Source organism: Caballeronia telluris (assembly GCF_001544495.1).
GTDB lineage: Bacteria > Pseudomonadota > Gammaproteobacteria > Burkholderiales > Burkholderiaceae > Caballeronia > Caballeronia telluris.
Genome location: NZ_FCNZ02000008.1, coordinates 150,438 through 175,148 on the forward strand (window position 1 = coordinate 150,438; position 24,711 = coordinate 175,148).

A 24,711-nucleotide genomic window follows, 5' to 3' on the forward strand; every position below is an offset into this window, starting at 1 on the left:
AACAACTCGGAGAACAAAAAACAGCCGTAAAAAAATTACCGCGGTTAAGTGCATCTCCCGGTAAATCGGAAGACGCCGCTTAACCGCGGCCCTTGAAGCCAAAACCAATAATCGAGCCCTTAGTTTAGGCGAGCATGCAGACCTTGTAAATCATAGACTTCCAGGTCCTTCAGATAGCGCAGACCTTCGACCGCCGCCCGCGCACCCGACATCGTCGTGTAGTACGTGACCTTGTTCGCCTGCGCGCTCATGCGAATCGAGCGCGAATCGGCAATCGCGGCGCGCGTTTCGTCGACCGTCGTGAAGACCAGCGCGATCTCGCCGTTCTTGATCATGTCGACGATGTGCGGACGACCGTCCTTCACCTTGTTCACGACCTTCACCGGCACGCCGGCCGCCTCGATCGACGCGGCCGTGCCCTTGGTCGCGACGATCTTGTAGCCCAGTTCGTGCAGCATGGTCGCGACTTCCACGGCCTTCGGCTTGTCGGCGTCCATCACGGTTACAAGCACCGTGCCGGATTCCGGCAGACGCGAACCCGCCGCCAGTTGCGACTTGAAAAGCGCCTCGCCGAAGGTGCGGCCTACGCCCATTACTTCGCCGGTCGAGCGCATTTCGGGCCCGAGCACCGGATCGACCGCCGGGAACTTCACGAACGGGAACACGGCTTCCTTGACGCTGAAGTACGGCGGAATCACTTCCTTCGTGACGCCCTGCTCCGCGAGTGTCTGGCCGACCATCGCGCGCGCCGCGATCTTCGCGAGCGGCAGGCCCGTCGCCTTCGACACATACGGCACCGTGCGCGACGCGCGCGGATTCACTTCCAGCACGTAGATCACGTCCTTCTTCGAGCCGTCTTCCTGAGGAACCTGCTGGATCGCGAACTGCACGTTCATCAGGCCGATCACGTTCAGCGCCTTCGCCATCGCGCCGGTCTGGCGCTTCAGTTCGTCGACGGTTTCCTGCGCAAGCGAATACGGCGGCAGCGAGCACGCCGAGTCGCCCGAGTGCACGCCCGCCTGTTCGATGTGCTCCATCACGCCGCCGATGAACACGGCTTCGCCATCGGAGATGCAGTCGACGTCGCATTCGATCGCGTCGTTCAGGAAGCGGTCGAGCAGCACCGGCGAATCGTGCGACACCTTCACGGCCTCACGCATGTAGCGTTCGAGGTCACGCGGCTCGTGGACGATTTCCATCGCGCGCCCGCCCAGCACGTACGACGGACGCACGACGAGCGGATAGCCGATTTCCTCGGCGAGCTTGAGCGCTTCGTCTTCGGCGCGCGCGGTGCGGTTTGGCGGCTGGCGCAGGTTCAGGTCATGCAAGAGCTTCTGGAAGCGCTCGCGGTCTTCGGCGGCGTCGATCATGTCCGGCGACGTCCCGACGATCGGCACGCCGTTCGCTTCCAGATCGAGCGCGAGCTTGAGCGGCGTCTGGCCGCCGTACTGCACGATCACGCCGACGGGCTTTTCCAGATCGACGATTTCGAGGACGTCTTCAAGTGTCAGCGATTCGAAGTAGAGACGGTCGGACGTGTCGTAGTCGGTGGACACCGTTTCCGGGTTGCAGTTGACCATGATCGTTTCATAGCCGTCCTCGCGCATCGCGAGCGCGGCGTGCACGCAGCAATAGTCGAACTCGATGCCCTGCCCGATCCGGTTCGGGCCGCCGCCCAGCACCATGATCTTCTTCTTGTCCGTCGGGTTCGCTTCGCACTCGTCCTCGTAGGTCGAGTACATGTAGGCGGTCTTGGTCGCGAATTCGGCCGCGCACGTGTCGACGCGCTTGTACACCGGACGCACTTTCAGTTCATGACGACGGCGGCGCACCGCGGTCTGGTCCGAGCCGGTGAGCTTCGCAAGACGCCGGTCCGAGAAACCGCTCTGCTTCAGATACAGCAGTTCTTCGCGCGTGAGGCTCTCGATCGTGCGGCCTTGCAGCGCCTTTTCCTTGAGAATGATCTGTTCGATCTGCGCGAGGAACCACGGATCGATCGCGGTTTCTTCGAAGATTTCCTGCGGGCTCAAGCCAAGACGGAACGCGTCGCCGAGGAACCAGATGCGGTCCGGGCCCGGCTCGCCGATTTCGCGAATCGCTTCGTCGCGGCTCGTGGTCTTTTCGTCGAGACCGTCGACGCCGACTTCCAGCCCGCGCAGCGCCTTCTGGAACGACTCCTGGAACGTGCGGCCGATCGCCATCACTTCGCCGACCGACTTCATCTGCGTGGTCAGGCGCGAATCGGCTTCGCGGAACTTCTCGAACGCGAAACGCGGAATCTTCGTGACGACGTAGTCGATGGTCGGCTCGAACGACGCCGGCGTCTGGCCGCCGGTGATTTCGTTCTTCAGCTCGTCGAGCGTGTAGCCCACGGCCAGCTTCGCCGCGACCTTCGCGATCGGGAAGCCGGTGGCCTTCGACGCCAGCGCCGACGAACGCGATACTCGCGGATTCATTTCGATCACGACCATGCGGCCGTCTTTCGGGTTGATCGCGAACTGCACGTTCGAGCCGCCCGTGTCGACGCCGATCTCGCGCAGCACCGCGAGCGACGCGTTGCGCAGGATCTGGTATTCCTTGTCGGTGAGCGTCTGCGCCGGGGCGACGGTGATCGAGTCGCCGGTATGCACGCCCATCGGGTCGAGGTTTTCGATCGAGCAGACGATGATGCAGTTGTCCTTCGTGTCGCGCACCACTTCCATCTCGTACTCTTTCCAGCCGAGCAGCGACTCTTCGATCAGCAGTTCGCGCGTGGGCGACAAATCCAGCCCGCGACGACAGATTTCCTCGAACTCTTCCTTGTTGTACGCAATGCCGCCGCCCGAGCCGCCCAACGTGAACGACGGGCGGATCACGGTCGGATAACCGCCGCTGCCGGTTACGGCCGCGATGTCGGCCTGCACTTGCAGCGCTTCTTCCATCGAATGCGCGATGCCCGACTTGGCCGAACCGAGGCCAATCTTCGTCATCGCGTCCTTGAACTTCTGGCGGTCTTCGGCCTTGTCGATTGCTTCCGGCGACGCGCCGATCAGCTCGACCTTGTACTTCTCCAGCACGCCGTGATGGAAAAGATCGAGTGCGCAATTAAGCGCGGTCTGGCCGCCCATCGTCGGCAGGATCGCGTCGGGGCGCTCCTTCGCGATGATGCGCTCGACCACTTCCCACGAAATCGGCTCGATGTAGGTCACATCGGCGGTGTTCGGGTCGGTCATGATCGTCGCGGGATTGCTGTTGACGAGAATGACCTTGTAGCCTTCCTCACGCAGCGCCTTGCACGCCTGCGCGCCCGAATAGTCGAACTCGCACGCCTGGCCGATGATGATCGGTCCCGCGCCGATGATGAGGATGCTCTTGATGTCTGTCCGCTTCGGCATAACTGCTCTCGGTAATGGGGTGCTGTGTTCTGTGCTTGCTTACGCTGCGACTTTCGACGCTTCCATCAGCTTGACGAAGCGGTCGAACAGATACGCGATGTCGTTCGGCCCCGGCGACGCTTCCGGATGGCCCTGGAAGCAGAACGCGGGTTTGTCGGTGAGCGCGAAGCCTTGCAGCGTGCCGTCGAAGAGCGAGACGTGCGTGACCTTCGCGTTCGCGGGCAGCGTGGCGGCATCGACGGCGAAACCGTGGTTCTGCGACGTGATGACGACGCGACCGTCTTCGAGATCCTTCACCGGATGGTTCGCGCCGTGGTGGCCGGTCTTCATCTTCATGGTCTTCGCGCCGAGCGCGAGGCCCATGATCTGATGGCCGAGGCAAATGCCGAAGGTCGGAATGCCGCGCGCGATGAATTCGCGCGTCGCGGCGATCGCGTAATCGCACGGTTCAGGATCGCCCGGGCCGTTCGACAGGAAGATGCCGTCCGGGTTGAGCGCGAGTGCATCGGCGGCGGTGGCTTGCGCGGGCAGCACCGTGACCTGGCAGCCGCGCTCGGCGAGCATGCGCAGGATGTTGTACTTCACGCCGTAGTCGAACGCGACGACGCGATGCTTCGGCGCTTCCAGCTTGCCGTAGCCTTCGCCGAGACGCCATTCGGTCTGCGACCAGTCGTAGGTTTCCTTCGTCGACACGACTTTCGCGAGGTCCATGCCCGCGAGGCCCGGAAACGAGCGCGCGAGTTCGAGCGCCTTCGCTTCGTCGGTGCCGGCGAGGATGCAGCCGTTTTGCGCGCCCTTGTCGCGCAGGATGCGGGTTAGCTTGCGCGTGTCGATGCCCGCGATCGCGACGACGCCTTGCGCCTTCAGGTAATCGGAGAGCGACTGTTCGGAGCGGAAGTTGGACGCGAGCACCGGCAGGTCGCGAATGATCAGGCCGGCGGCATGGACTTTGGTGGCTTCGACATCCTCGGCATTCACGCCGACGTTGCCGATATGCGGATAGGTCAGCGTAACGATCTGGCGGGCGTAGGACGGATCGGTGAGGATCTCCTGATAGCCGGTGATCGCGGTGTTGAACACCACTTCGCCGATCGTCGACCCGGAGGCGCCGATCGAATGACCACGAAAGACCGTGCCGTCGGCGAGTGCGAGAATTGCTGGGGAAAATGACGGCAACACGGGAGGCTCCTTGGGGGAACACCCTGTTGCCGACCTGCCTGTCCGCTTGGTCGGGGTCGCGCGCGGCCTGAGGCGCGCGCAGACCCGCATCGCGTGACTTGCAGGCGGGCGCATGATTCGCGGCGGTGGCTCGTGCGGTCCGGATTCGCACGGGGCGAAACGGTCGGCGCAGGGACTCGGCGACATGCGGCGCGTGCTACAAGGCGCGGCGGATGAACGGTGTGTGGGAGGTAGGCGCTAGGGTGCGGGTTGATGTGCTCAAACCTTCGAATTATAGCCCTGAACCGCCTCTTCCGCCAAATTTTGAGACTGCGCGCATGCAAGACGCGTTCCAGAAGCGCCGTTGATGCCCTTTCTCGCCGGATCGGCCCGATTGTGAGATCAGGGGACGGCGCGCGTCTTTTGCAGCACGCGGCTCGGCAGGACATACCAGATCGCGCTCGCGATCTGCAGCATGATCAGAATGCCCCAGGCGGTCTGATGAGCGATCGCCGGATAGTGCCCGTCCTCGATCGGCCATCGCGACAACCCGCTGCCGATGCCTACCTGGAACGCGAAAATCAGCACGAAGATGACGAGCGTGAGCGTCGTGTTGCCGCGCCCGATCATGTGCGAAGGGAAGTATTCCGCCAGCACCGCATAGCTCAGGATGCCCGTGCCACCGAAGACGCCATACGCGGCGAGCAAGAGCGCGGGCGGCAGCGGCGCGCGAAACAGCATCAGCACCTGCACGAGCACGTAGAGCGCCATGCCGATGCCGCAAAACGCGTACACCGACACCCCGCGTCGCTCCAGTGTGCGCGCCGCCGCGCCGAAGCCGATGCAGCCGGCCATCATCGCGAAGCCGAGCACCGAGACGAGCGCGGCCGTGTGTGCAGGCGTGAGGCCCATCACGTCGAGCAGATACGGGCGAATCCACAGCGACTGCATCGCGTAGAACACGCCCTGCGTCACGACGGAAAACGACGCGATCTTCCAGAACACCGCGCTCTTCAGGATGTGCCAGGTGCCCTTGAATTGCGTGACGATGTCGGCCTGGTGGTGCGGGTCGCGCTTGTCGGGGGCGAAGAACAGGATCGCCCCGGCGACCAGCACGGTGAAAACGCCGAGGCCGACGCACACGCTGCGCCAGTCCGCGACCGCGAGGAGCGAGGCGAGCGGCGAGCCGACCACGACGCCGCCCAATCCGCCAACGGCCATCGTCATCCCGTTGACGAGCGGCAGGCGCGCGACCGGGAAGAATTGCGCGGACGCCTTGAACGCCGCGCTCAGGCACACCGACACGCCCACGCCGATCAACAGCCGCCCCGCCATCATCGCGGCGAGCCCGTGCGCCATGCCGAAGACCCAGATGCCGAGCGCCGCGAACATCAGCATGCCGGCCGTGACGCGGCGCGGCCCGACATGGTCGAGCAGCACGCCGACGGGAATCTGCGCGAGCGCGAAGCCGATGAAATAAAGCGACGTCAGGAGGCCGAGATCGGCGGCGGAGAGGCCGAGCTCGTGAGTGATGAGCGGCGCGAAGCCCAGATTGACGCCGCGAAACACGTAGGAAACGAAGTAACCGGCGGCGAACAGCCAGAACACACGCAGACGAACGGAGGACGTCATTCGATGCAGGCGCTTTTTGTATTTAATGCAGGAGTTTAACTGCGACGCCGAAATGAAAACGCCGTCACCTTGGTGACGGCGTGGGATCAGGCATCGCGGGCGTTACTTCTTTTTGCTCTTGGAGGACGCCGGCTTGACCGCTTTCGACTCGCTCTTCGTCTCGCTCTTCGCCGACACCTTCGTGACCTTGCCCGCGGATTTCGTCGACCGCGAGGATTTCGACGCTGGCACATGGGTGCCGATCTTCGTCACGCCGCCGCTCGAACGGCTCGACGCCGACACGGTCTCGACACGCACCGGCCCCGGCTCCGCCGGCACCGCGCGGCCGACCGGCACGTGCAGCACCATGACCTGGCCCGCCATGATCGTCTCGCGACGCGTCCGGTTCCACGCCCGCACCTGCGAAACCGACACGTTGTAACGGTCGGCGAAGGTCGCGATCGACTGCTGACGGCGCACGCGGATCACCATCTTGCGCGTGTCGGGCACGTCCGGCTCGACGGCGAGCACCGCGCTCTCGGCAACATCGGCGCTGATGTCCTCGTCGTCGTCGTCGTTGCGCGGCACGACGATCGTCGAGCCCGGCTTCAGGCGCATGCCGGCCGGAATGCGGTTGACCGACATCAGCGTATCCGCGTCGACGCCGATTTTTTCGGCGATCGCCGCCGGCCGCGCGCGCTCGGTGACGGTGTACGTGGTCCACGACGACAGCGCGCCCGTGTACGACTTCAGGTTGCGCTGGAAGGCGGTGGCGTTGTCGAACGGAAGCAGGATCTGCGGATTCGTCGCGCCGAGAATCACCGGCTTCGCAAACGACGGATTCAGCGAGCGGAATTCCTCGACCGGCATGCCGGCGAGTTTGGACGCCATCGTCACGTCGATGTCGCGCGACGTCGTGACGGTCACGAAATACGGGTGATTCGGAATGTCAGGCAGCGCGAGGCCGTACATCCGCGGATTCGTGACGATATTCTTGACCGCCTGCAGCTTCGGCACGTAGTTGCGCGTCTCGTTCGGCATGCGCAGGCTTTCGTAGTCGGTCGGCAGGCCCGCCGCCTCGTTGCGCGCGATCGCGCGCTGCACGTTGCCCTCGCCCCAGTTGTAGGCGGCGAGCGCGAGATGCCAGTCGCCGAACATGTCGTGCAGGCGCGAGAGGTAATCGAGCGCCGCGCTGGTCGACGCCAGCACGTCGCGCCGCTCGTCCTGCCACATGTTCTGTTTCAGGTTGTAGTCGCGGCCGGTGCCCGGCACGAACTGCCACATCCCGGCCGCCTTCGCCACCGAGAGCGCCTGCGGATTGAACGCCGATTCGATGAACGGCAAGAGCGCGAGCTCCGTCGGCATGTGCCGCTGCTCGAGTTCCTCGACGATGTGATACAGATATTTCTGGGAACGTCCCGTCATCCGTTCGACGTAGTCCGGACGTTGCGCATACCAGCTCACCTGCATGTCGACGAGGTCGCTCTGCAAGTCGGGAATCTGGAAGCCGCGACGAATCCGGCCCCACAGGTCGGCGTCGCCGCTCGCGAGCGAATCGATCGACGTCTTGTCGACGTTGATCGTTTCCTTGGCGGCTGCGGTTCGGCGGATCGTGTCGGCTACGGCTTGCTGTTTGGAAGCGGAGGGAAGTGAGGCAAGGGAATTGGGCGCTGTCGGTCCTTGGCTGGCACAGGCGGCCAGTGTCAGGACGAATAGCGCGCTAAGAATCTGTCGCATGAACGTCTCGGATTCCAAAAAATATGCTTGGAAATTTGGAGCCGATGGTACGGAAGCGCACTGCGAACGTCAATATAAAAGACAGAAATGCGAACAAAATCCGTGATCTGGCGACGTTTTCCACGTTTCGGATGAAGTTCGCCCCAACTTCCTGCGGGTTAACGGAACTTATCCTTCCAACCGCGCATCAGCCGAAATGCTTCGAGCCGGTCCGACACCGCATGCTGATAATGCGCGGCGAGCGTCGCCTGGACGTTCGCATCGTCGACGCGCAGGAACGGATTCACCGATCGCTCGTGGCCGATCGTGGTGGGCAGCGTCGGTTTACCGGACGCGCGCAGCGCCTCTGCGTCCTCCTGCCAGCGCGCGAGCGCGTCGTTCGCGGGATCGCACGCGAGCGCGAAGCGGATGTTCGACAGCGTGTACTCGTGCGCGCAATGCACCTGCGTGGTCTCGGGCAGCGCCGCGAGCGAATCGAGCGACGCGAGCATCTGCTGCGGCGTGCCTTCGAAGAGACGCCCGCAGCCGCTCGCGAACAGCGTGTCGCCGCAAAAGAGATGCGGCGTGCCGTGCGGGTCCGCCTTCTGGAAGTATGCGATGTGGCCGGCGGTGTGCCCGGGAACGTCGATCACCGAGACGTCCAGCGCCGGATTCGGGATGCGCACCGTGTCGCCCTCTTTCAGGCGAGCCGTAAGATGCTCGATGCGCTCGCCGGCCGGGCCGTAGACGGGAATCGCGCCCTCGTCCGAACGACTGGCGAGCAGGTCGCCGACGCCGCCGACGTGGTCGTGATGATGGTGCGTGAGTAAAATAGCGGTCAGCTTCCAGCCGCGCTTCGCGAGATACGCTTCGACGGGCGCGGCATCGCCGGGATCGACCACGACGGCGTCGGTGCCGTCGGACACGAGCCAGATGTAGTTGTCTTCGAACGCCGGCACCGGCACGTATTCAAGCGTTTTCATAAGCGAGTTCAAGAAGGCGGCAACCCCGAATGTCTGACCGATCGATTATAGACTGGCCCGCCTGGACCGGCTCCGCGCCCGGACGCTATGTCCTCGACTGGGAGCAGGAACAGCTCGATCGCGTGGTGTCCGACATTTTCGGCTACCACGCGCTGCAGCTCGGCATGCCTCAGCTCGACGCCCTGCGCGAAAACCGCATGACCGGTCGCGCGCTCGTGCTGGATGCCGCGAGCGGCGCCAGCGCGCCTTTCAGTTGTCCGGCGGCGGATCCGCGGCCGGGCGTCGCGTCGCTGCCGTCGGCGAATCGCGGCCTGCACGCGCCCGAGGGACGCAGCACGGTCTGGTGCGATCTGCTCGATTTGCCGTTCGAGGCTCAGAGCATCGATCTGCTCGTGCTGCCGCACACGCTCGAATTCACGAGCGATCCGCACCGGCTCCTGCGCGAGGCCGAGCGCGTGCTGATGCCGGAAGGCCAGTTGATCATCCTCGGCTTCAATTCGCTGAGTCTCTGGGGCGCGCGGCAGTCGCTCGGCAAGGTCGCCGGGCGGCCGTTCGTGCCGGACGCGCACGACATGATCGCGTTCACGCGCATCAAGGACTGGATCAAGCTGCTCGGATTCGACCTTGAACGCGGACGCTTCGGCTGCTATCGTCCGCCGCTCGTCGCCGAAAAATGGCTGCAGCGCTATCAGTTCATGGAAGCGGCTGGCGACCGCTGGTGGCCGATCTTCGGCGCCGCCTACATGATCACGGCGATCAAGCGCATGCGCGGCATGCGCCTGATCGGCCCGCGCAAGCTGAAAAAGCCCGCGCTCGCGCCGGGACTCGCCCCGGTCGCGACCCCGCACACCCGCAACGAGCATTGATGACTTCAGACTCCGCACAAAAAGTAATCGACATCTATACCGACGGCGCCTGCAAGGGCAATCCCGGCCCGGGCGGCTGGGGCGCCCTCTTGCGCTTCGGTTCGCAGGAAAAGGAACTGTTCGGCGGCGAAGCCACGACCACCAACAACCGCATGGAACTGATGGCCGTGATCGCGGCGCTCGAAGCGCTCAAGCGGCCGTGCCACGCCGTGATCCACACCGATTCGCAATATGTCCAGAAAGGCATCAGCGAATGGATCCACGGCTGGAAAAAGAAGAACTGGATGACGGCCGCGAAAACGCCCGTCAAGAACGCTGACCTCTGGAAGCGGCTCGACGCGCTCGTCGTGCAGCATCAGATCGAATGGCGCTGGGTGAAGGGCCATTCCGGCCATCCCGAAAACGAACGCGCCGATGCGCTCGCGAACCGCGGCGTGACCTCGCTCGCAGACTAACCCTCGACAATCCATGCGCCAACTCGTACTCGATACCGAAACCACCGGCCTCAATGCCCGCACGGGCGACCGCATCATCGAAATCGGCTGCGTCGAGCTGATCAACCGGCGACTCACCGGCAACAACCTGCACTTCTACGTCAATCCGGAGCGCGACAGCGATCCGGGCGCACTCGCCGTGCACGGCCTCACGACCGAGTTCCTCCGCGACAAGCCGAAATTCGCCGAAGTCGCCGCGCAATTGCGCGATTTCATCGCGGACGCCGAGCTGATCATCCACAACGCGCCGTTCGACATCGGCTTTCTGGACGTCGAATTCGGCCTGCTCGGACTGCCGCGCGTGACCGAATGCTGCGGCGGCGTGATCGACACGCTCGTGCAGGCGAAGCAGATGTTCCCCGGCAAGCGCAATTCGCTCGACGCGCTGTGCGACCGGTTCGGCATCAGCAACGCGCACCGCACGCTGCACGGCGCGCTGCTCGATTCGGAACTGCTCGCGGAGGTCTATCTCGCGATGACGCGCGGCCAGGAAAGCCTCGTCATCGACATGCTGGGCGACGTGCCGGCGGCGGGCACGTCGCTTAACCCGCGCATCGCGCTCGACGATCTCGATCTGGTCGTGATCGCCGCGAGCAGCCAGGAAGCGAGCGCGCACGAGTCCGTGCTTGACGGTCTCGACAAGGCCGTCAAGGGCACGAGCGTCTGGCGCGCGCAACCGGACGTGGTGGAAAATGTCGAGGCAGCCGCATAAATTCGCGCATTGCTTTAAAGAATCACTTTACGAACGCGAATATCCCTGACATAATTTCGCTTCTTCGGGTGGTTAGCTCAGCGGTAGAGCACTGCCTTCACACGGCAGGGGTCACTGGTTCGATCCCAGTACTACCCACCACGATAGAGGCAGGCGTTTTCAGTTCGAAACGTCTGCCGGAAAACCCCGGCGCTGCAAGGCGCCGGGGTTTTTTACTTTCTGCAGCAGGTTATCGGACTGCTTGGGCGCGCTACCCCGCCCACACGCCCCGCGCCATGCCGCTCGCCGCGATCACCATCACGATCACGAGACCGGCTTCCAGATCGCTCATCCATGCGAAGCGCCGGGCGCGCGAAAGGTCGATCGCGCCGCCGTGCGCCGCGGCGACACGCCATCGGATCAGCGCCATCATCGGCGTGATTTCGACGAACAGGATCAGCACGAGCGCCGTCATCTTCAGATGGAAAAGCGGCTCGTGCAGATAATACGAACCGCCCTTCTCGAAACCGCCGAATGCGCGCATCACGCCCGTGACGAGCAGGACCAGCGCCGCAATGCCCCATATGCCGTCGGCGCGGAAGACGTCGCGCAGGCCGGTCGCGTTGGCGTGGAGCGTGTTGGACGCGTCGAGTTTTCGCAGCGCGCGGGCGCGCGCGAGCACCGACCCGAACGCGAAGCCGAATGCAAGCAGATGAATCGCGGCCAGCAACCAACGTAGCATCATGCTTCCCCTCCCTTTACAGACAAGAAGTCGTGACGGCACCGGCCGCTCAAACCTGCCGCAGCGTGCTGTCGAGTGCGCGGGCGGCGCTCCGGTCGCCTTCGCTCGAAAGCGGCGCGCGAAAAATCGTCGTCCGGTTGTGACCCGCAGCCGCCGGCGAATCCCACAGCAATTCCATTTTGGGACGGCTCGAAAAAGCGCCGCGCCAACCGCGCCGCCGCGCTGGCAATGGCAATGGCGACGGCGCGGGCACGGCCACAGTGTCCTCCGCAACGCCGTTGCCGCCCACGACCTGCGGCCATTTCACCGACAACTCCCGCGCATCATACTGTCCGAGCTTGCGGCTCTCGGCCCAGACGACGGCTGTGCGCGTCGTCGGATCGAGCGAGATCGCGTAGCGGCCGATCGCGAAACGCCGCGCCGCGATATTCGTGCGCCACAGCGCGCGCGGCCGGCAGATCCAGATGACGACGGCATACAGCGCAGGCGCCGCGACGAGCCAGCCATTCGATTCCGCGAGCGCGTGCATCGCGCGCCGCCAGCCCGCGTGCCACGTGAAGAGGCCGACCGAAAATACCGCGAAACCGAATGTCAGCATGGCGAGCAGGCGCAGTGCCTGACGCAGCCACTGAGGCAGCGGATGCAACGGCCGTTCGGCGCGCGCGCGCGCGCCGGGCAGGAAAATCAGGAGGAACAGCAGCACGAGATTGACGCAGGCCCACGGCGAGGACGTCATCGCGCGCAGCGACGACACATATCCCATCTGCGACATCGAGAACACCCATCGCGCGACGAGCACGAGCCCGATCGCCCGCAGCGCGAAGACGGTGCCGGCGCCCGGTGCCGGGGTCGCGCTGGTTTGCTTCGTTCTCGCCAAAACGTTTGCTCCTGTCCACGGTTCATGCCGGCCGATTCGACGATCGCCGGACGCTGTCGCTGCGCGCTTGCGGCCGGATTGCGGCCCGTCGCGGGCCACGGTCTGCCTCGCATAGCGCGAAGCCCGGACATTATAGGGAGATTGCCAGGAGGGCTTTCGATTTCATGTCGCTCGACGTCGTTACGCTCGAAAAGTGCGCAACAGTGTGCGATTGTGACAACGCCCCGCGAACCTTTCGGTTCACGGGGCGTTTTTATTGGCAGCGCTCAGGCGGTCCGGCGACCAACCGCCTGTCGGTCAGGCTCAGCCCGCGTTGACTTCGCGCAGCACGGTGCGGCGCTTCCGGCGCAGCAGCTCTTCATACGACTGGACATAGCGCTCAGCCATGACCTTCGACGAGAACCGCTCTTCGAACGCCTTGCGGACCTTCGCGCGCGGCAGCGTGTCGAGACGCTTGACCGCGGCGATCGCGCTCAGTTCATCTTCGACGACGAAGCCCGACACGCCGTTCTCGATCACTTCCGGCACCGAGCCGCGGTTGAACGCGATCACCGGCGTGCCGCAGGCCATCGCCTCGATCATCACGAGGCCGAAGGGCTCCGGCCAATCGATCGGGAACAGGAGCGCGTGCGCGTTGCCGAGGAATTCGGTCTTCTGCTGCTCGTTGATTTCGCCGATGTACTCGACGTGCGGCAGCGCGAAAAGCGGCTTGATCTGCTCTTCATAGTAGGCGCGGTCGGCCTTATCGAGCTTCGCGGCGATCTTGATCTTCATTCCCGCAGCCTGCGCGATGCGGATCGCACGGTCGACGCGCTTTTCCGGCGAAATGCGGCCGAGGAACGCGAGGTAGCCCGGTTCGACGTTCGGAATCGGCTTGAGCAGGTTTTCCGGCAGGCCGTGATACACCGTCGACAGCCAGTTCGCCTGCGGCAGCGGCTGACGCTGGTTGTCCGAGATCGAAACGACGGGTACGTCGCTGAACGTGTTGAAGACCGGCTGCAGTTCGGGCAGGTCGAGACGGCCGTGGAGCGTCGTCAGGAACGGCACCGGCTGGCGCGCGAACAGCGAGAACGGGTAGTAGTCGATGTGGAAATGCAGCACGTCGAATTCGTCGGCGCGACGGCGGACTTCTTCGAGCAGCAGCATGTGCGGCGCCATCGTGTCGCGGATGGTCGGGTCGAGGCGCAGCGCTTGCGGCCAGAAGGCTTCGAGCTTTGCCGACGTGATCGAATCGCCGCTCGCGAAGAGGGTGACGTCGTGCCCGGCGTCCACCAGGGCCTCGGTCAGGTAAGACACCACGCGTTCCGTGCCGCCGTAGAGCTTCGGGGGAACGGCTTCGTGGAGGGGCGCGATTTGAGCGATTCGCATGTCGGAAACTCCTAATAAAGATTCAGGCTAAGTACTACGTGTCGTGTCGAAGTATCGGAAGCGAATCGCTCGGCTCGGGCGGACGCGTCCGCTGGCGCAACAGTCCAGCGGCGGGAATCAATGCTCGAGTAAAAAAGCGACAGTTCGCTGATCACCAGGGTTTGCGCGCGGATAACCGAGCAAAGCAATCGTAATTCCAGCTGCCGATCCGCCGCGCACCAGCAATAAACGCGTAAGTGTCTGAGGCGTTGACTCGAACCTACAGAAACCTGTCAAAAATCCTAAGGGCAAACCCGCAGCGGATTATGGAGGTTTTTACACGGCGATCGCGTAGTCATTTCAACTTATTTACCTTGTTACAAAGGGGAAACACTTTGCAAACCCCTGTTTATTAAGGCTGTTCTACATTGGGAAGCGTCTGTTCGCGCGGGCGCAGGGCGTTTGAGTTGCCGCGTGTCCTTTCTCTCGATACGCCCGTCGCACAAAGTGCCAGCGGGCCCGGGTTGTGCTCCGACGTGCAATCGATGCTTTCGCGTCCGCTTCCGCGACGACCGACGCCGGTCGACCGACGCGGCGATGCAGACGGCTCGACTTCGGTCGGTGGCTTGCCCGTTGCCTCATTGCGCGGCGCATTGCTTACAATGCGCCGCGCCCGGAACGTCGGCGACTGGCGTCAGGAATCGCGCATCTTGGCGATCCGGGCATGTCTGCTGCGGCCTGCAAGCGATTTTGGCTTCTTTGTCCCATCTCATAACTGGCTACAATTCAGCCAGGGATCGCGCGCCGGCGCCGCGTCACCTTCTCGACGAACGCGGCACCGTACTCAGGCGCACTACGAGCTCAACCGATCTACGACCAAAAAACGACCAATTGGACCAACTTACCGTCTCCCAGCGTAACGCGCACAACGCCAAGCTAGCGAGCTACGCGCATCGCCCGCTTGCGTTCCTGCTCCGTTACATCCGCCGTCACCCGATCGCCCACGCCACCGTTCTCATCAGCGTGTTTGCCGCGGTCGGATGCGCCCTCGCCTCGCAGTACGCGATCAAGCACCTGATCGACGTGCTCGGCCAGGGCCGCGGACATCCGGGCCCCCTGTGGGGCGCGTTCATGATCCTGGTCGGACTGATCGCCGCCGACAACATGCTGTGGCGCGTAGGCGGCTGGGTCGGCGCGCATACGTTCGTCACCGTGACGGGCGACCTGCGCCGCGATCTGTTCTCCTACCTGAGCGGCCACTCGCCCACCTATTTCTCCGAGAAACAGCCCGGCATGCTCGCAAGCCGGATCACGGCGACGTCGAACGCGATCTACACGTCCGAGAACGTGATGGCGTGGAACGTCCTGCCGCCTTGCATCGCGGTGCTCGGCGCGATCGTGATGATCGTCACGGTGAATCCGCTGATGGCGGGCGGCCTGATGCTCGCGTCGGCGATTCTTTCGTTCATCCTCTACCGGCTCGCGAAGCGCGGCTCGGCGCGGCATCACAACTTCGCGTCGAAGGCGGCTTCGGTCGACGGCGAACTCGTCGACGTGATCGGCAACATGGCGCTCGTGCGCGCCTTCGGCATGACCTTCCGGGAGCAGAAGCGCTTCGGCTCGACGGTCAAGGCCGAGATGGTCGCGCGCCAGCAAAGTCTCCTGTATCTGGAAAAGCTGCGGCTCTTTCACGCGGTCGTGACCGCGATCCTTTCGGCCGGCCTGCTCGGCTGGGCGCTGTGGCTGTGGTCGCAGGGCAAAGCGACCTCCGGTGACATCGTGCTCGTCAGCTCGCTCGGCTTCACGATCCTGCACGGCACGCGCGATCTGGCCGTCGCGCTCGTCGACGTCACGCAGCACGTCGCGCGTCTCGCCGAGGCCGTGCAGACGCTGCTCGAACCGCACGGCATGCCCGACCGCTCGGACGCGACCGAACTCGTGCCGCAGGGCGGACGCGTCGATTTCGAGGGCGTGACATTCGCGTATCCGCGTCGCCGCCCGATTCTCGACAACTTCCATCTGCACATCGAGCCGGGCCAGCGCGTCGGGCTGATCGGCAAGTCGGGCGCGGGCAAGTCGACCGTGCTCGCGCTCCTGCAGCGCTTCTACGAGCCGCAGGGCGGCACGATCCGGATCGACGGCCAGGACATCCAGTCGATCACGCAGGACAGCCTGCGCCAGTCGATCGCGCTCGTTCCGCAGGACATTTCGCTCTTCCACCGCACGGTGTACGAGAACATCGCGTACGGCCGCCCGGACGCGAGCCGCGAGGAAGTGCTGGCGGCGGCCCGCGAGGCGCGCTGCACGGACTTCATCGAGGCGATGCCGGAAGGATTCGACACCATCGTGGGCGACCGCGGCGTGAAGCTGTCCGGCGGACAGCGCCAGCGGATCGCGATCGCGCGCGCCATCCTGAAGAACGCGCCGATCCTGCTGCTCGACGAGGCGACCTCCGCGCTCGACAGTTCGTCGGAAGAAGCGATTCAGCAGGCGCTCGACCGGCTGATGGTCGGCCGCACGGTGATCGCGATCGCGCACCGCCTCTCGACGCTGCAAAACTTTGACCGGATCATCGTGATGAGTTCGGGCAAGGTGATCGACGACGGCTCGCCCGACGTATTGCGCGACCGGCCGGGGCTCTATCGCGAGCTGCTCTCGAAGCAGCACGGCAAGATGCCCGCCGTGCCGGTGCCGTCGCAGCAGCCGGCTTAAAGCAAACGGGGCGCTTCGAAAAGCGCCCCGTTGCACGATTACTGCCGCAAATCCCGCAGGAAGTTATCCCGCCACACGGAGACGTTGTTCTCCCGCAGCGATTCGAACATATCCCGATACCGCGCCTGCCGCTCGCCGTGCGGCATCGAGAGCGCGGTCGCGAGCGCGTCGGCCATGTCGTCGATGTCGAGCGGATTCACGATCAGCGCGCCGGTCAGCTCCCGCGCCGCGCCAGCGAACTGCGACAGCACGAGCACGCCGGGATCGTCCGGGTCCTGCGCCGACACGTATTCCTTCGCGACCAGGTTCATTCCGTCGCGCAACGGCGTGACGAACCCGATGTGCGATTCGCGAAACAGCGCCGCCAGCACGGGCCGCTCGTACTGTCGATGGATATAACGGATCGGCGTCCAGTCGAGTTCGGCGTAGCGTCCGTTGATGCGTCCGGATTCCGCTTCGAGTTGCAGCCGGATATCGCGATAGGCGTCCATGTCGGCGCGCGTCGGCGGCGCGATCTGCAGGAACGACACGTTGTTGCGCTGCTGCGGCTGGTGCTCGATCAGCCGCTCGAACGCGCGAAAACGCTCGACGAGACCCTTTGAGTAATCCAGCCGGTCCACGCTCATCACGAGCTTGCGTTCGTGCAGCGTCGCCTTGACGATCTGCACGTCGCGGCCGCTTTCGCCGTCTTTCGCGAGCGCGGCGATCTCATCGGGATAGACACCGATCGGATAGGCCGCCGCCTTCAGCGTCTTGCCGAACGCGCTGATCCGGCACGGCGCGTCGGCGTGACGCTCGATCGAACCGTTCGCTTCCGATTCGATGTAGTCGCAGAACGCGCGCAGGTCGGGCGCCGTCTGGAAGCCGAGCAGGTCGAAGGAACAAAGCGCGTCGGCGAGTTCGCGGTGGCGCGGCACGGACAGCAGGATCTGCGACGCGGGAAACGGAATGTGCAGGAAAAAGCCGATGCGGTTCGTCACGCCGAGTTCTCGCAGCGCCTCGGCGAACGGAATCAGGTGATAGTCGTGGACCCAGATGACGTCGTCGGGCTTCAGAAGCGGCGCGAGCTTGCCCGCGAGCCATCGGTTCACGCGGCAATAGCCTTCGAATTCGTGGCGGTCGAACTGGATCAGGTCCGGACGATAGTGGAACGCGGGCCAGAGCGTCGCGTTCGAGAAGCCGCGGTAGTACTGGTCGTAGTCGCGCCGCACGAGGCCGATGGTCGCGAAAGTCACCGGTCCGCGCTCTTCCAGGCTGATGCCCTCGGCCGGCGCCGAGAGCACGTCGCCGCTCCAGCCGAACCACATGCCGCCGGTTTCCTTGAGCGCATCGTAGACGCCGACCGCGAGCCCGCCCGCCGCAGGGCCGCCTTCGGAGATCGGCGCGACGCGGTTGGACACGATGATCAGGCGGCTCATGGGTTCGCCCCGGCGCCTTGCCCCGCCGCGTCGGCCACGCCTTGCAGCCAGTCGAGGAACGCCGGAACCGACTCGACGCGCGCATGCGCGAGCGTATTGCCGGCGCCGACCTTGATCGACAGCCCGCCGAGTTCGTTGACGACCGCGAAGCCTTTCTCATCGGTCAGGTCGTCGCCGACGAAAACCGGCTTCCTGCCCGTGAACGGCGGCTCGTTCATGAACGCGCGCACGGCACGCCCCTTGTCGACGTCCTTCGGCTTGATCTCGTAGACCATTTTGCCGGGTTGCAGCACGTAGGCGTCGGCGTACTGCGCGACGAGGCGCTCCGTCGCCGTGCGCGCCGCCGCCTCGCGGTCCGGCGCGTTGCGATAGTGAAGCGCGAGCGCCGCGCCCTTGATTTCGAGCAGCATGCCGGGGTTGCGGCCGACCACGTCTTCGAGCACGTGCTCCATGCGCAGGAGCCGCTCATCGTTGAAGCCGATGCGCGCGACGTCGCCGTTCGAATCGCGCCGTTCGGCGCCGTGCAGGCCCGCGACCGGCAGATCGGGCATCGAGACGAACGAATCGATGCTGTCGATGCCGCGGCCCGACACCACCGCGACCGCGCCGTTGGTCGCGCGCCTGAGCGTCGCGAGGAGTTCGGGCACGACGCGCGGCACGACGATACCGTCGGGCGTCGGCGCGAGTTCGACGAGCGTGCCGTCGAAGTCGAAGAAAAAAGCCGTTTCGGCGAGAGCCAGGGTGCGAGGAAGTGCTTGCATCGATGTGGACCTTCGAACCGGAGATGACCGGAAAAGTGTGCGCATATTACCGCGAGCCGCGCTGTTTTCGAGAGAGCAGGGTTTTCGTCAGACGCCGTGCACGCGAGCCGGGTCGATGGCGCCGCGCCGTCGCGAATCTGCTTGCAAGCGCGCTTCATCGGCCTTACAGCCTTATACGGCGGGGCTGCGGCAAAACGCCCCATTTTCGAGATGATGCGCCGAGCCGCCGAAGCAGGCGTCCATTTTGCGATAGAGTCGCGAGAGCCGGTCTTGCCCGGCCGCATCTGATCGAGTCCGAAATGCCTTCTTTGTTCCAGCTTCGGCGTGACGGACGGCGTGTCGCCGCCACGCTCGCGCTTTGCGCGCTTTGTAGCCTCCTCGCCGGCTGTTCGCGGCCCGCCGAACCCTGGCGCCTCACCGATGTCAGCGGTCATCTGCCCGACCTGTCGTTCTCGCTCGTCGACGACAGCGGCCGTGCCGTGAATGGCGAGTCGTTCGCCGGCCGCGCGACGCTCGTCTACTTCGGCTACACGCACTGCCCCGACGTGTGCCCCGAAACGATGGCGCGGCTCATGCAAGTGCTTCAGCAGATCGGCGCCGACGCGACTCGCGCGAAGATCGTCTTCATCACCGTCGATCCCTCGCGCGACACGCCCGCCGCCTTGCACACCTACGTGCGTGCGTTCGACGCGCAACACGCGGTCGGCCTGACGGGTTCGGACCGGGCGATCGAGTCGCTCGCGAAACGCTACCGCGTGGCGTACCAGATGGAAAAGCGCGACGCGAACGGCACATATGAGGTCACGCACAGTTCGGCGGTCTACATCTTCGACGCGCAAGGCCGCGCGCGCCTGCTCGCCACCGACAACGATTCCATCGACGCCATCGCGCACGACCTGCGACGCGTCATCGAGACGGCGAAGTCATGATCGCGACGCTCTTCTACTGGCTCGAACCGTGGGAATTCTCGCCGACGGTCGTTATCGCCGTGCTGGTCGCGGCGATTCTGTTCGCGCGCGGCGCGCGGCATGCGCGGGTGTCGTTCGCGCGGCGCCTCGCGTTCTGGCTGGGTTTGGCGGGCATCTACGTCGCGCTGCATACGCGGCTCGATTACTTCTTCGAGCACGAGTTCTTCATGCATCGCTTGCAGCATCTCGTGCTGCATCACCTCGGGCCGTTCCTGATCGCGCTGTCGTACCCGGGCGCGGCGCTGCGTGCGGGCATCCCGTTTCGCTGGCGGCAGCGCTGGCTGATTCCCGCGATGAACACGCGCAGCGCGCGCGTCATGGCCGATGTGCTGTTCCATCCGGCGATCGCGGTGACGCTCTTCGTCGGACTGATCTATTTCTGGCTGCTCTCGCCGATCCACTTCAAGGCGATGCTCGACTGGCGGCTCTATCGCGTGATGAACTGGAGCATGGTGCTCGACGGGCTGTTGTTCTGGTGGCTCGTGCTCGATCCGCGACCCGCGCCGCCTGCACGCCTCGCGCCGGGGCGGCGCATCCTGCTCGTGATCGCCGCGATTCCGCCGCAGATCCTGCTCGGCGCATACATTTTCTTTACGCCGCACGAGCTGTATCCGATCTATTCGATCTGCGGCCGCGCGTTCACCTGGATCAGCCCGATGCGCGATCAGCAGGTCGGCGGCCTGTTGCTGTGGATTCCGGGATCGATGATGAGCGTGATCGGCGCGCTGATCGCGCTGCGTCACTGGCTGCGGCTGTCGGCGCGGGCGCGTCTGCGTGAGACGCGCGCGTCGCCTCTGACACCGCTCGAAGCTTAGTGAGTGAATTAATGACGTGAATCACGGACGTGAATCACGGACGACGCATCCAGACGTGCGGAATGTCGTCTTCGTCGTGGACATCGGAGATGGGCTCGAAGCCGAACGCCCCGTAAAACTTTTGCAGATGCGCTTGCGCGTGCAGCCGGATCGGCTGTTGCGGCCACTGCGTCAGGATATGGTCGAGCGCGCGTTCGAGCATGGCGTTGCCGAGCTTCATGCCGCGAAAGCCGGCGGTCGTCAGCACGCGGCCGATGCGGACGTCGGTCTCCGATGCATCCGGGTGCCCCGGCAAAAGGACGCGCAGATAGCCGGCGAGCGCCGGGCGCTTTTCGCCTGCGCCGTACGCGAAGAGATGCCAGGCGTCGAGGTCGAGGCCATCGACGTCGCCATAGACACAGTTCTGCTCGACGACGAACACGGCACTGCGCGCGCCGAGCATGTCGTAGACCTCGGTGGCCGAGAGTTCGCTGAATGGCTTCCAGCGCCAGTCGAATCGGGAAAGGGAGTCGGTCATGATGGGCTGCGGGACGGGCGTGCGGCACGTGGCCGCGAGTGGAAAATCCTGCGATTATGCCGCGCGATGCCAGCGCACGGACACCGGCACGGGCACGCATGCAAAATGGGACGTGCAAAAAGCGGACACGCAAAGCAAAAAGCCCCGACCGCGAGGTCAGGGCTTTTTTTACTTGGAGGCGCGAACCGGAGTCGAACCGGTCTAAACGGCTTTGCAGGCCGCTGCATAACCGCTTTGCTATCGCGCCGTAAGCGGTGTTGGTGCCGGTTGCGCTTCGAAGTGTTCTGAAGCATCAGTCCGGGCCACCAAACAAAAAGGGAAGCTCGGCTTCCCCTTGATTGGAGCGGGAGACGAGTCTCGAACTCGCGACCTCAACCTTGGCAAGGTTGCGCTCTACCAACTGAGCTACTCCCGCATTGTCCTGCACTTTCCTGCTGCATCGCCGCTGCGCCATACAGCGACGACTTCAAAACCTGGAGCGGGAGACGAGGCTCGAACTCGCGACCTCAACCTTGGCAAGGTTGCGCTCTACCAACTGAGCTACTCCCGCATGCTGCTTCTTTTTTGCCTTCGTTTTGCGCTTTGTTTCAGCGCTCACTCGACAGAAACGAGATTATGTAGAACCCTCGAAGCGGTGTCAATAGTTTTGTATGCACCCTTTTACGCTTCGACGCAATTTATAACGTGCCGCCACGTTCGCGGATCTGCGGCCACGCGAGTTTCATGTAGTAGAGCATCGACCAGACGGTCAGGAACGCCGCGACATAGATGAGCCACAGGCCCCAGACGCGCGTATCGATGACGAACTGCGTCCCGTAGATGCGCAGCGGCCCGTAGAAAAGCAGCATCGGGATGGCGACCATCTGGCACACGGTCTTGAACTTGCCGAGCTGATTCACGGCGACGCTCTTCGACGCCCCGATCTGCGCCATCCATTCGCGCAGCGCCGAAATGGTGATCTCGCGTCCGACGATCACGAGCGCGATCACCGCGTTCAGGCGCATCAGCTGCACGAGCACGAGGAGCGCGGCGGTGACCATCAGCTTGTCGGCGACGGGATCGAGAAACGCCCCGAACGACGACGTCTGGTTGAGCTTGCGCGCGAGAAAGCCGTCGAACCAGTCGGTGAGCGCGGCAAGCACGAAGATGACCATCGCGAGCAGGTTGCGGTGCTCCGGGCTCATCATCACGTCCGGCAGGTAGAAGATGCCCACGACGAGCGGAATCAGCACGATTCGCAGCCACGTCAGAAAGATCGGTAGGTTGAACGGCATCGGCTCAGGCGCAGCAACGTGTAAGGGAGGTGCCATTGTGCCGCTTGACACCTCATGTCACAAGGCAAGCGCCACGGCCGCCCCCGGCGGCCCGGCGCGGCGCTTCAGTGCAACTGCTTGTAGATCTGCTCGGCGAGCGCGTGCGAGATGCCTTCGACGCTCGCCAGGTCCTCGACGCTCGCCGCCTGCACGCCGCGCAATCCGCCAAAGCGCGACAAGAGCCGCTGGCGCCGTTTCGCGCCGACGCCTTCCAGTTCTTCCAGCCGCGACGTCTGGCGCGCCTTCGCGCGCTTCGCGCGCATGCCGGTGATCGCGAAGCGGTGCGCTTCGTCGCGGATCTGCGCGACGAGCATCAGCGCCGCGCTTTCCTTGCCGAGTTCGAGCGGCGCGCGGTGATCGGCAAAAACCAGCGTTTCCAGCCCGACCTTGCGCCCTTCGCCCTTCGCGACGCCCACCAGCATGCCACGATCGAGCCCGAGTTCCGCGAACACCTGCCGCGCGATTTCGACCTGACCCTTGCCGCCGTCGATCAGCACGATGTTCGGCAGGAGACCGCCCGCAGCCACCGGTTCGGCTGCATCGGGCGTGACGTTGGGATCGGCGGCGTCTTCGGGTTGCAGCGTCGTGGCTTCGTCGGCGGCGTTGGCTGCGGCCTGCGCGACCATCTTCTCGTAGCGGCGCGTCAGGACCTGGCGCATCGCGGCGTAGTCGTCGCCGGGCGTGATGCCGGTGATGTTGTAGCGCCGGTATTCGGCCGACTGCATCTTGTGATGGTGATACACGACGCACGACGCCTGCGTCGCCTCGCCCATCGTATGGCTGATGTCGAAGCACTCGATGCGCAGGTGCGCGAGGTCGTCCATTTCGAGGCTGAGCGTGTCGGCGAGCGCGCGCGTGCGGGCCTGTTGCGAGCCTTGTTCGGAGAGCAGACGCGCGAGCGCGAGCTTCGCGTTCTGTTCGGCCATCGAAAGCCAGACGCGCTTTTGTCCCTGCGGCTGGCGCAGGAGCGTGACCTTGTGCCCGGCCTGTTCGATCAGCAGATCGAGCAGTTCGCGGCTCGCCGGCGCGTGGCTCACGACCAGCACGGGCGGCACGCGGTTGCCGATGTAATGCTGCGCGATGAACGCTTCGAGCACTTCCGATTCGAGCGCGCCTTCGCGGCTCGCGGCCGGTTCGGGCTCGGACATCGCCTCCTGCTCGGGCTCGTCCGCCGCGACGCCAGGCAGCAACGCCGACTCCCCGACCCCGACTTCCTCGACGACGATTGGCGCCACGCCCTCGATCAGTTCGAGGTCGTCCGGGTTCTCGGCCTCCGCGGCGGTTTCGTCGCCGATGTCGAGCGCCGCTTCGACGTGCGCCGGGAAATACGCCTTGTCGCCGAGATGACGGCCGCCGCGCACCATCGCGAGATTCACGCAGACCTTCCCGCCCAGCGCGACAACCGCGAGGATATCGACGTCGTTGTCGCCGCCGACTTCGATCGCCTGCTGATGCAGCACGGTCGACAGCGAACTCATCTGGTTGCGCACGGCGGCGGCCTGCTCGAATTTCAGCTCGGCGGCAAAGCCGTGCATCTTCTGTTCGAGCTCCTTCATCACTTCGCCCTGCCGCCCGAGCAGAAAGCGCGACGCGTTGGCGACGTCGCGCGCGTAATCCTCCTCGCCGATCGCCCCGACGCACGGCGCGGTGCAGCGCGAGATCTGATGCAGCAGGCACGGCCGCGTGCGGTTGGTGAACACGGAATCCTCGCAGGTGCGCAACTGGAACACGCGCTGGAGGATCTGGATGCTCTCGCGCACCGCCCACGCGCTCGGAAACGGGCCGAAATACTGGTTTTTCTTGTCGACCGCGCCGCGGTAGTACGCCATGCGCGGAAACTGATGGCCGGTCAGCTTCAGATACGGATAAGACTTGTCGTCGCGAAAAAGGATGTTGTAGCGCGGCGCGAGCGCTTTGATGAGATTGTTCTCAAGCAACAGCGCTTCGGCCTCGGAACGCGTGACGGTCGTTTCGATCTTGCGGATGCGCGTGACCATCATCGCGATGCGCGGCGAATGCAGCGTCTTCGTGAAATAGCTCGACACGCGCTTTTTCAGGTTGCGCGCCTTGCCGACGTACAGCACGGCGCCGTCGGCGTCGTAGTAGCGATACACGCCGGGCAGGTTCGGCAACTGGGCGAGAATCTTCTTGGGGTCGAATGCGTCGGTGTCTGTCATGCAGCTAAACGAAGCGGAAAGTGCGCGGCGAGCGGGCCATGCCTGCCGTGAAACGGCTCTAGATCGGCGGTGGTCGGATGTGAAGCGATCGGCGCTGTCTGTCGGGTAGCCCGACTTTCTTGCGAAAGCCGGGCCCCCCGAGAACCGTACGTGCGAGTTTCCCCGCATACG

At 64.4% G+C, this 24,711-nt stretch carries 19 protein-coding genes and 4 tRNA genes; 7 read left to right on the forward strand and 16 right to left on the reverse strand.

Annotated features, from left to right (window positions below; all coding sequences use genetic code 11):
* Window positions 1-119: 119 nt before the first annotated feature.
* From carB to gloB, 5 genes are all read right to left on the reverse strand, one after another.
* Window positions 120-3,374: a carbamoyl-phosphate synthase large subunit gene (gene carB, locus AWB66_RS12595; protein ID WP_087630622.1), complete on the reverse strand. Its 3,255-nt coding sequence runs from the start codon at window positions 3,372-3,374 to the stop codon at window positions 120-122.
* Between the two features lie 39 nt (window positions 3,375-3,413).
* Window positions 3,414-4,553, reverse strand: coding sequence for a glutamine-hydrolyzing carbamoyl-phosphate synthase small subunit (gene carA / locus AWB66_RS12600; protein WP_087630623.1), 1,140 nt, complete (start codon window positions 4,551-4,553; stop codon window positions 3,414-3,416).
* A 381-nt stretch (window positions 4,554-4,934) separates the two neighbouring features.
* Window positions 4,935-6,164, reverse strand: coding sequence for an MFS transporter (locus AWB66_RS12605; RefSeq protein ID WP_087630624.1), 1,230 nt, complete (start codon window positions 6,162-6,164; stop codon window positions 4,935-4,937).
* Between the two features lie 102 nt (window positions 6,165-6,266).
* Window positions 6,267-7,880, reverse strand: a complete 1,614-nt coding sequence (locus AWB66_RS12610; protein ID WP_087630625.1) for a transglycosylase SLT domain-containing protein — start codon at window positions 7,878-7,880, stop codon at window positions 6,267-6,269.
* Between the two features lie 158 nt (window positions 7,881-8,038).
* The gene (gloB, locus tag AWB66_RS12615) at window positions 8,039-8,842 is read right to left on the reverse strand and encodes a hydroxyacylglutathione hydrolase (RefSeq protein ID WP_087630626.1); all 804 of its coding nucleotides are present in this window, start codon (window positions 8,840-8,842) and stop codon (window positions 8,039-8,041) included.
* Between the two features lie 29 nt (window positions 8,843-8,871).
* Between gloB and AWB66_RS12620 the strand changes: the two genes are divergently transcribed.
* From AWB66_RS12620 to AWB66_RS12635, 4 genes are all read left to right on the forward strand, one after another.
* Window positions 8,872-9,708: a class I SAM-dependent methyltransferase gene (locus AWB66_RS12620; protein ID WP_087630627.1), complete on the forward strand. Its 837-nt coding sequence runs from the start codon at window positions 8,872-8,874 to the stop codon at window positions 9,706-9,708.
* A complete protein-coding gene (rnhA, locus tag AWB66_RS12625; protein ID WP_087630628.1) occupies window positions 9,708-10,163 on the forward strand; it encodes a ribonuclease HI in 456 nt (151 codons plus the stop codon). The genes AWB66_RS12620 and rnhA overlap by 1 nt, the downstream gene beginning before the upstream one ends.
* 13 nt (window positions 10,164-10,176) lie before the next feature.
* Window positions 10,177-10,914 carry a DNA polymerase III subunit epsilon gene (gene dnaQ / locus AWB66_RS12630; RefSeq protein WP_087630629.1) on the forward strand — a complete coding sequence of 246 codons (738 nt, stop codon included), beginning with the start codon at window positions 10,177-10,179 and terminating at the stop codon, window positions 10,912-10,914.
* 66 nt (window positions 10,915-10,980) lie between these two features.
* Window positions 10,981-11,055, forward strand: a tRNA-Val gene (locus AWB66_RS12635).
* A 109-nt stretch (window positions 11,056-11,164) separates the two neighbouring features.
* Here AWB66_RS12635 and AWB66_RS12640 read toward each other — a convergent pair.
* From AWB66_RS12640 to AWB66_RS12650, 3 genes are all read right to left on the reverse strand, one after another.
* Complete coding sequence (locus AWB66_RS12640; protein WP_200818978.1) at window positions 11,165-11,638, reverse strand: DUF2214 family protein; 474 nt, start codon at window positions 11,636-11,638, stop codon at window positions 11,165-11,167.
* 46 nt (window positions 11,639-11,684) lie between these two features.
* Window positions 11,685-12,512 carry a hypothetical protein gene (locus tag AWB66_RS12645; protein ID WP_087630630.1) on the reverse strand — a complete coding sequence of 276 codons (828 nt, stop codon included), beginning with the start codon at window positions 12,510-12,512 and terminating at the stop codon, window positions 11,685-11,687.
* Window positions 12,513-12,815: 303 nt separating this feature from the next.
* The gene (locus tag AWB66_RS12650) at window positions 12,816-13,880 is read right to left on the reverse strand and encodes a glycosyltransferase family 4 protein (RefSeq protein WP_087630631.1); all 1,065 of its coding nucleotides are present in this window, start codon (window positions 13,878-13,880) and stop codon (window positions 12,816-12,818) included.
* Between the two features lie 870 nt (window positions 13,881-14,750).
* On the opposite strand from AWB66_RS12650, the gene AWB66_RS12655 reads away from it, so the two are divergent.
* Complete coding sequence (locus AWB66_RS12655; RefSeq protein ID WP_087630632.1) at window positions 14,751-16,571, forward strand: ABC transporter ATP-binding protein; 1,821 nt, start codon at window positions 14,751-14,753, stop codon at window positions 16,569-16,571.
* A gap of 38 nt (window positions 16,572-16,609) precedes the next feature.
* Here AWB66_RS12655 and otsA read toward each other — a convergent pair whose 3' ends face one another.
* Together otsA and otsB are read right to left on the reverse strand one after the other, a co-directional pair.
* Complete coding sequence (gene otsA / locus AWB66_RS12660) at window positions 16,610-17,989, reverse strand: alpha,alpha-trehalose-phosphate synthase (UDP-forming) (RefSeq protein WP_087630633.1); 1,380 nt, start codon at window positions 17,987-17,989, stop codon at window positions 16,610-16,612.
* A complete protein-coding gene (gene otsB, locus AWB66_RS12665; protein WP_087630634.1) occupies window positions 17,986-18,750 on the reverse strand; it encodes a trehalose-phosphatase in 765 nt (254 codons plus the stop codon). The genes otsA and otsB overlap by 4 nt, the downstream gene beginning before the upstream one ends.
* Window positions 18,751-19,049: 299 nt before the next feature.
* Between otsB and AWB66_RS12670 the strand changes: the two genes are divergently transcribed.
* Entirely contained in the window at window positions 19,050-19,679 is a 630-nt protein-coding gene (locus AWB66_RS12670; protein WP_087630635.1) for an SCO family protein, read from the forward strand.
* A complete protein-coding gene (locus AWB66_RS12675; protein ID WP_087630636.1) occupies window positions 19,676-20,533 on the forward strand; it encodes a cytochrome c oxidase assembly protein in 858 nt (285 codons plus the stop codon). The genes AWB66_RS12670 and AWB66_RS12675 overlap by 4 nt, the downstream gene beginning before the upstream one ends.
* Window positions 20,534-20,567: 34 nt before the next feature.
* Here the strand turns inward: AWB66_RS12675 and AWB66_RS12680 are convergent, their stop codons facing one another.
* The 6 genes from AWB66_RS12680 to uvrC form a co-directional block, all read right to left on the reverse strand.
* The gene (locus AWB66_RS12680) at window positions 20,568-21,050 is read right to left on the reverse strand and encodes a GNAT family N-acetyltransferase (protein ID WP_087630637.1); all 483 of its coding nucleotides are present in this window, start codon (window positions 21,048-21,050) and stop codon (window positions 20,568-20,570) included.
* 173 nt (window positions 21,051-21,223) lie between these two features.
* A tRNA-Cys gene (locus AWB66_RS12685) sits at window positions 21,224-21,297 on the reverse strand.
* Window positions 21,298-21,389: 92 nt separating this feature from the next.
* Window positions 21,390-21,465 (reverse strand) — tRNA-Gly (locus AWB66_RS12690).
* Between the two features lie 59 nt (window positions 21,466-21,524).
* Window positions 21,525-21,600, reverse strand: a tRNA-Gly gene (locus tag AWB66_RS12695).
* Window positions 21,601-21,727: 127 nt separating this feature from the next.
* Window positions 21,728-22,324 carry a CDP-diacylglycerol--glycerol-3-phosphate 3-phosphatidyltransferase gene (pgsA, locus tag AWB66_RS12700; RefSeq protein WP_087630638.1) on the reverse strand — a complete coding sequence of 199 codons (597 nt, stop codon included), beginning with the start codon at window positions 22,322-22,324 and terminating at the stop codon, window positions 21,728-21,730.
* A 104-nt stretch (window positions 22,325-22,428) separates the two neighbouring features.
* Entirely contained in the window at window positions 22,429-24,540 is a 2,112-nt protein-coding gene (gene uvrC, locus AWB66_RS12705; protein WP_087630639.1) for an excinuclease ABC subunit UvrC, read from the reverse strand.
* Window positions 24,541-24,711 lie beyond the last annotated feature (171 nt).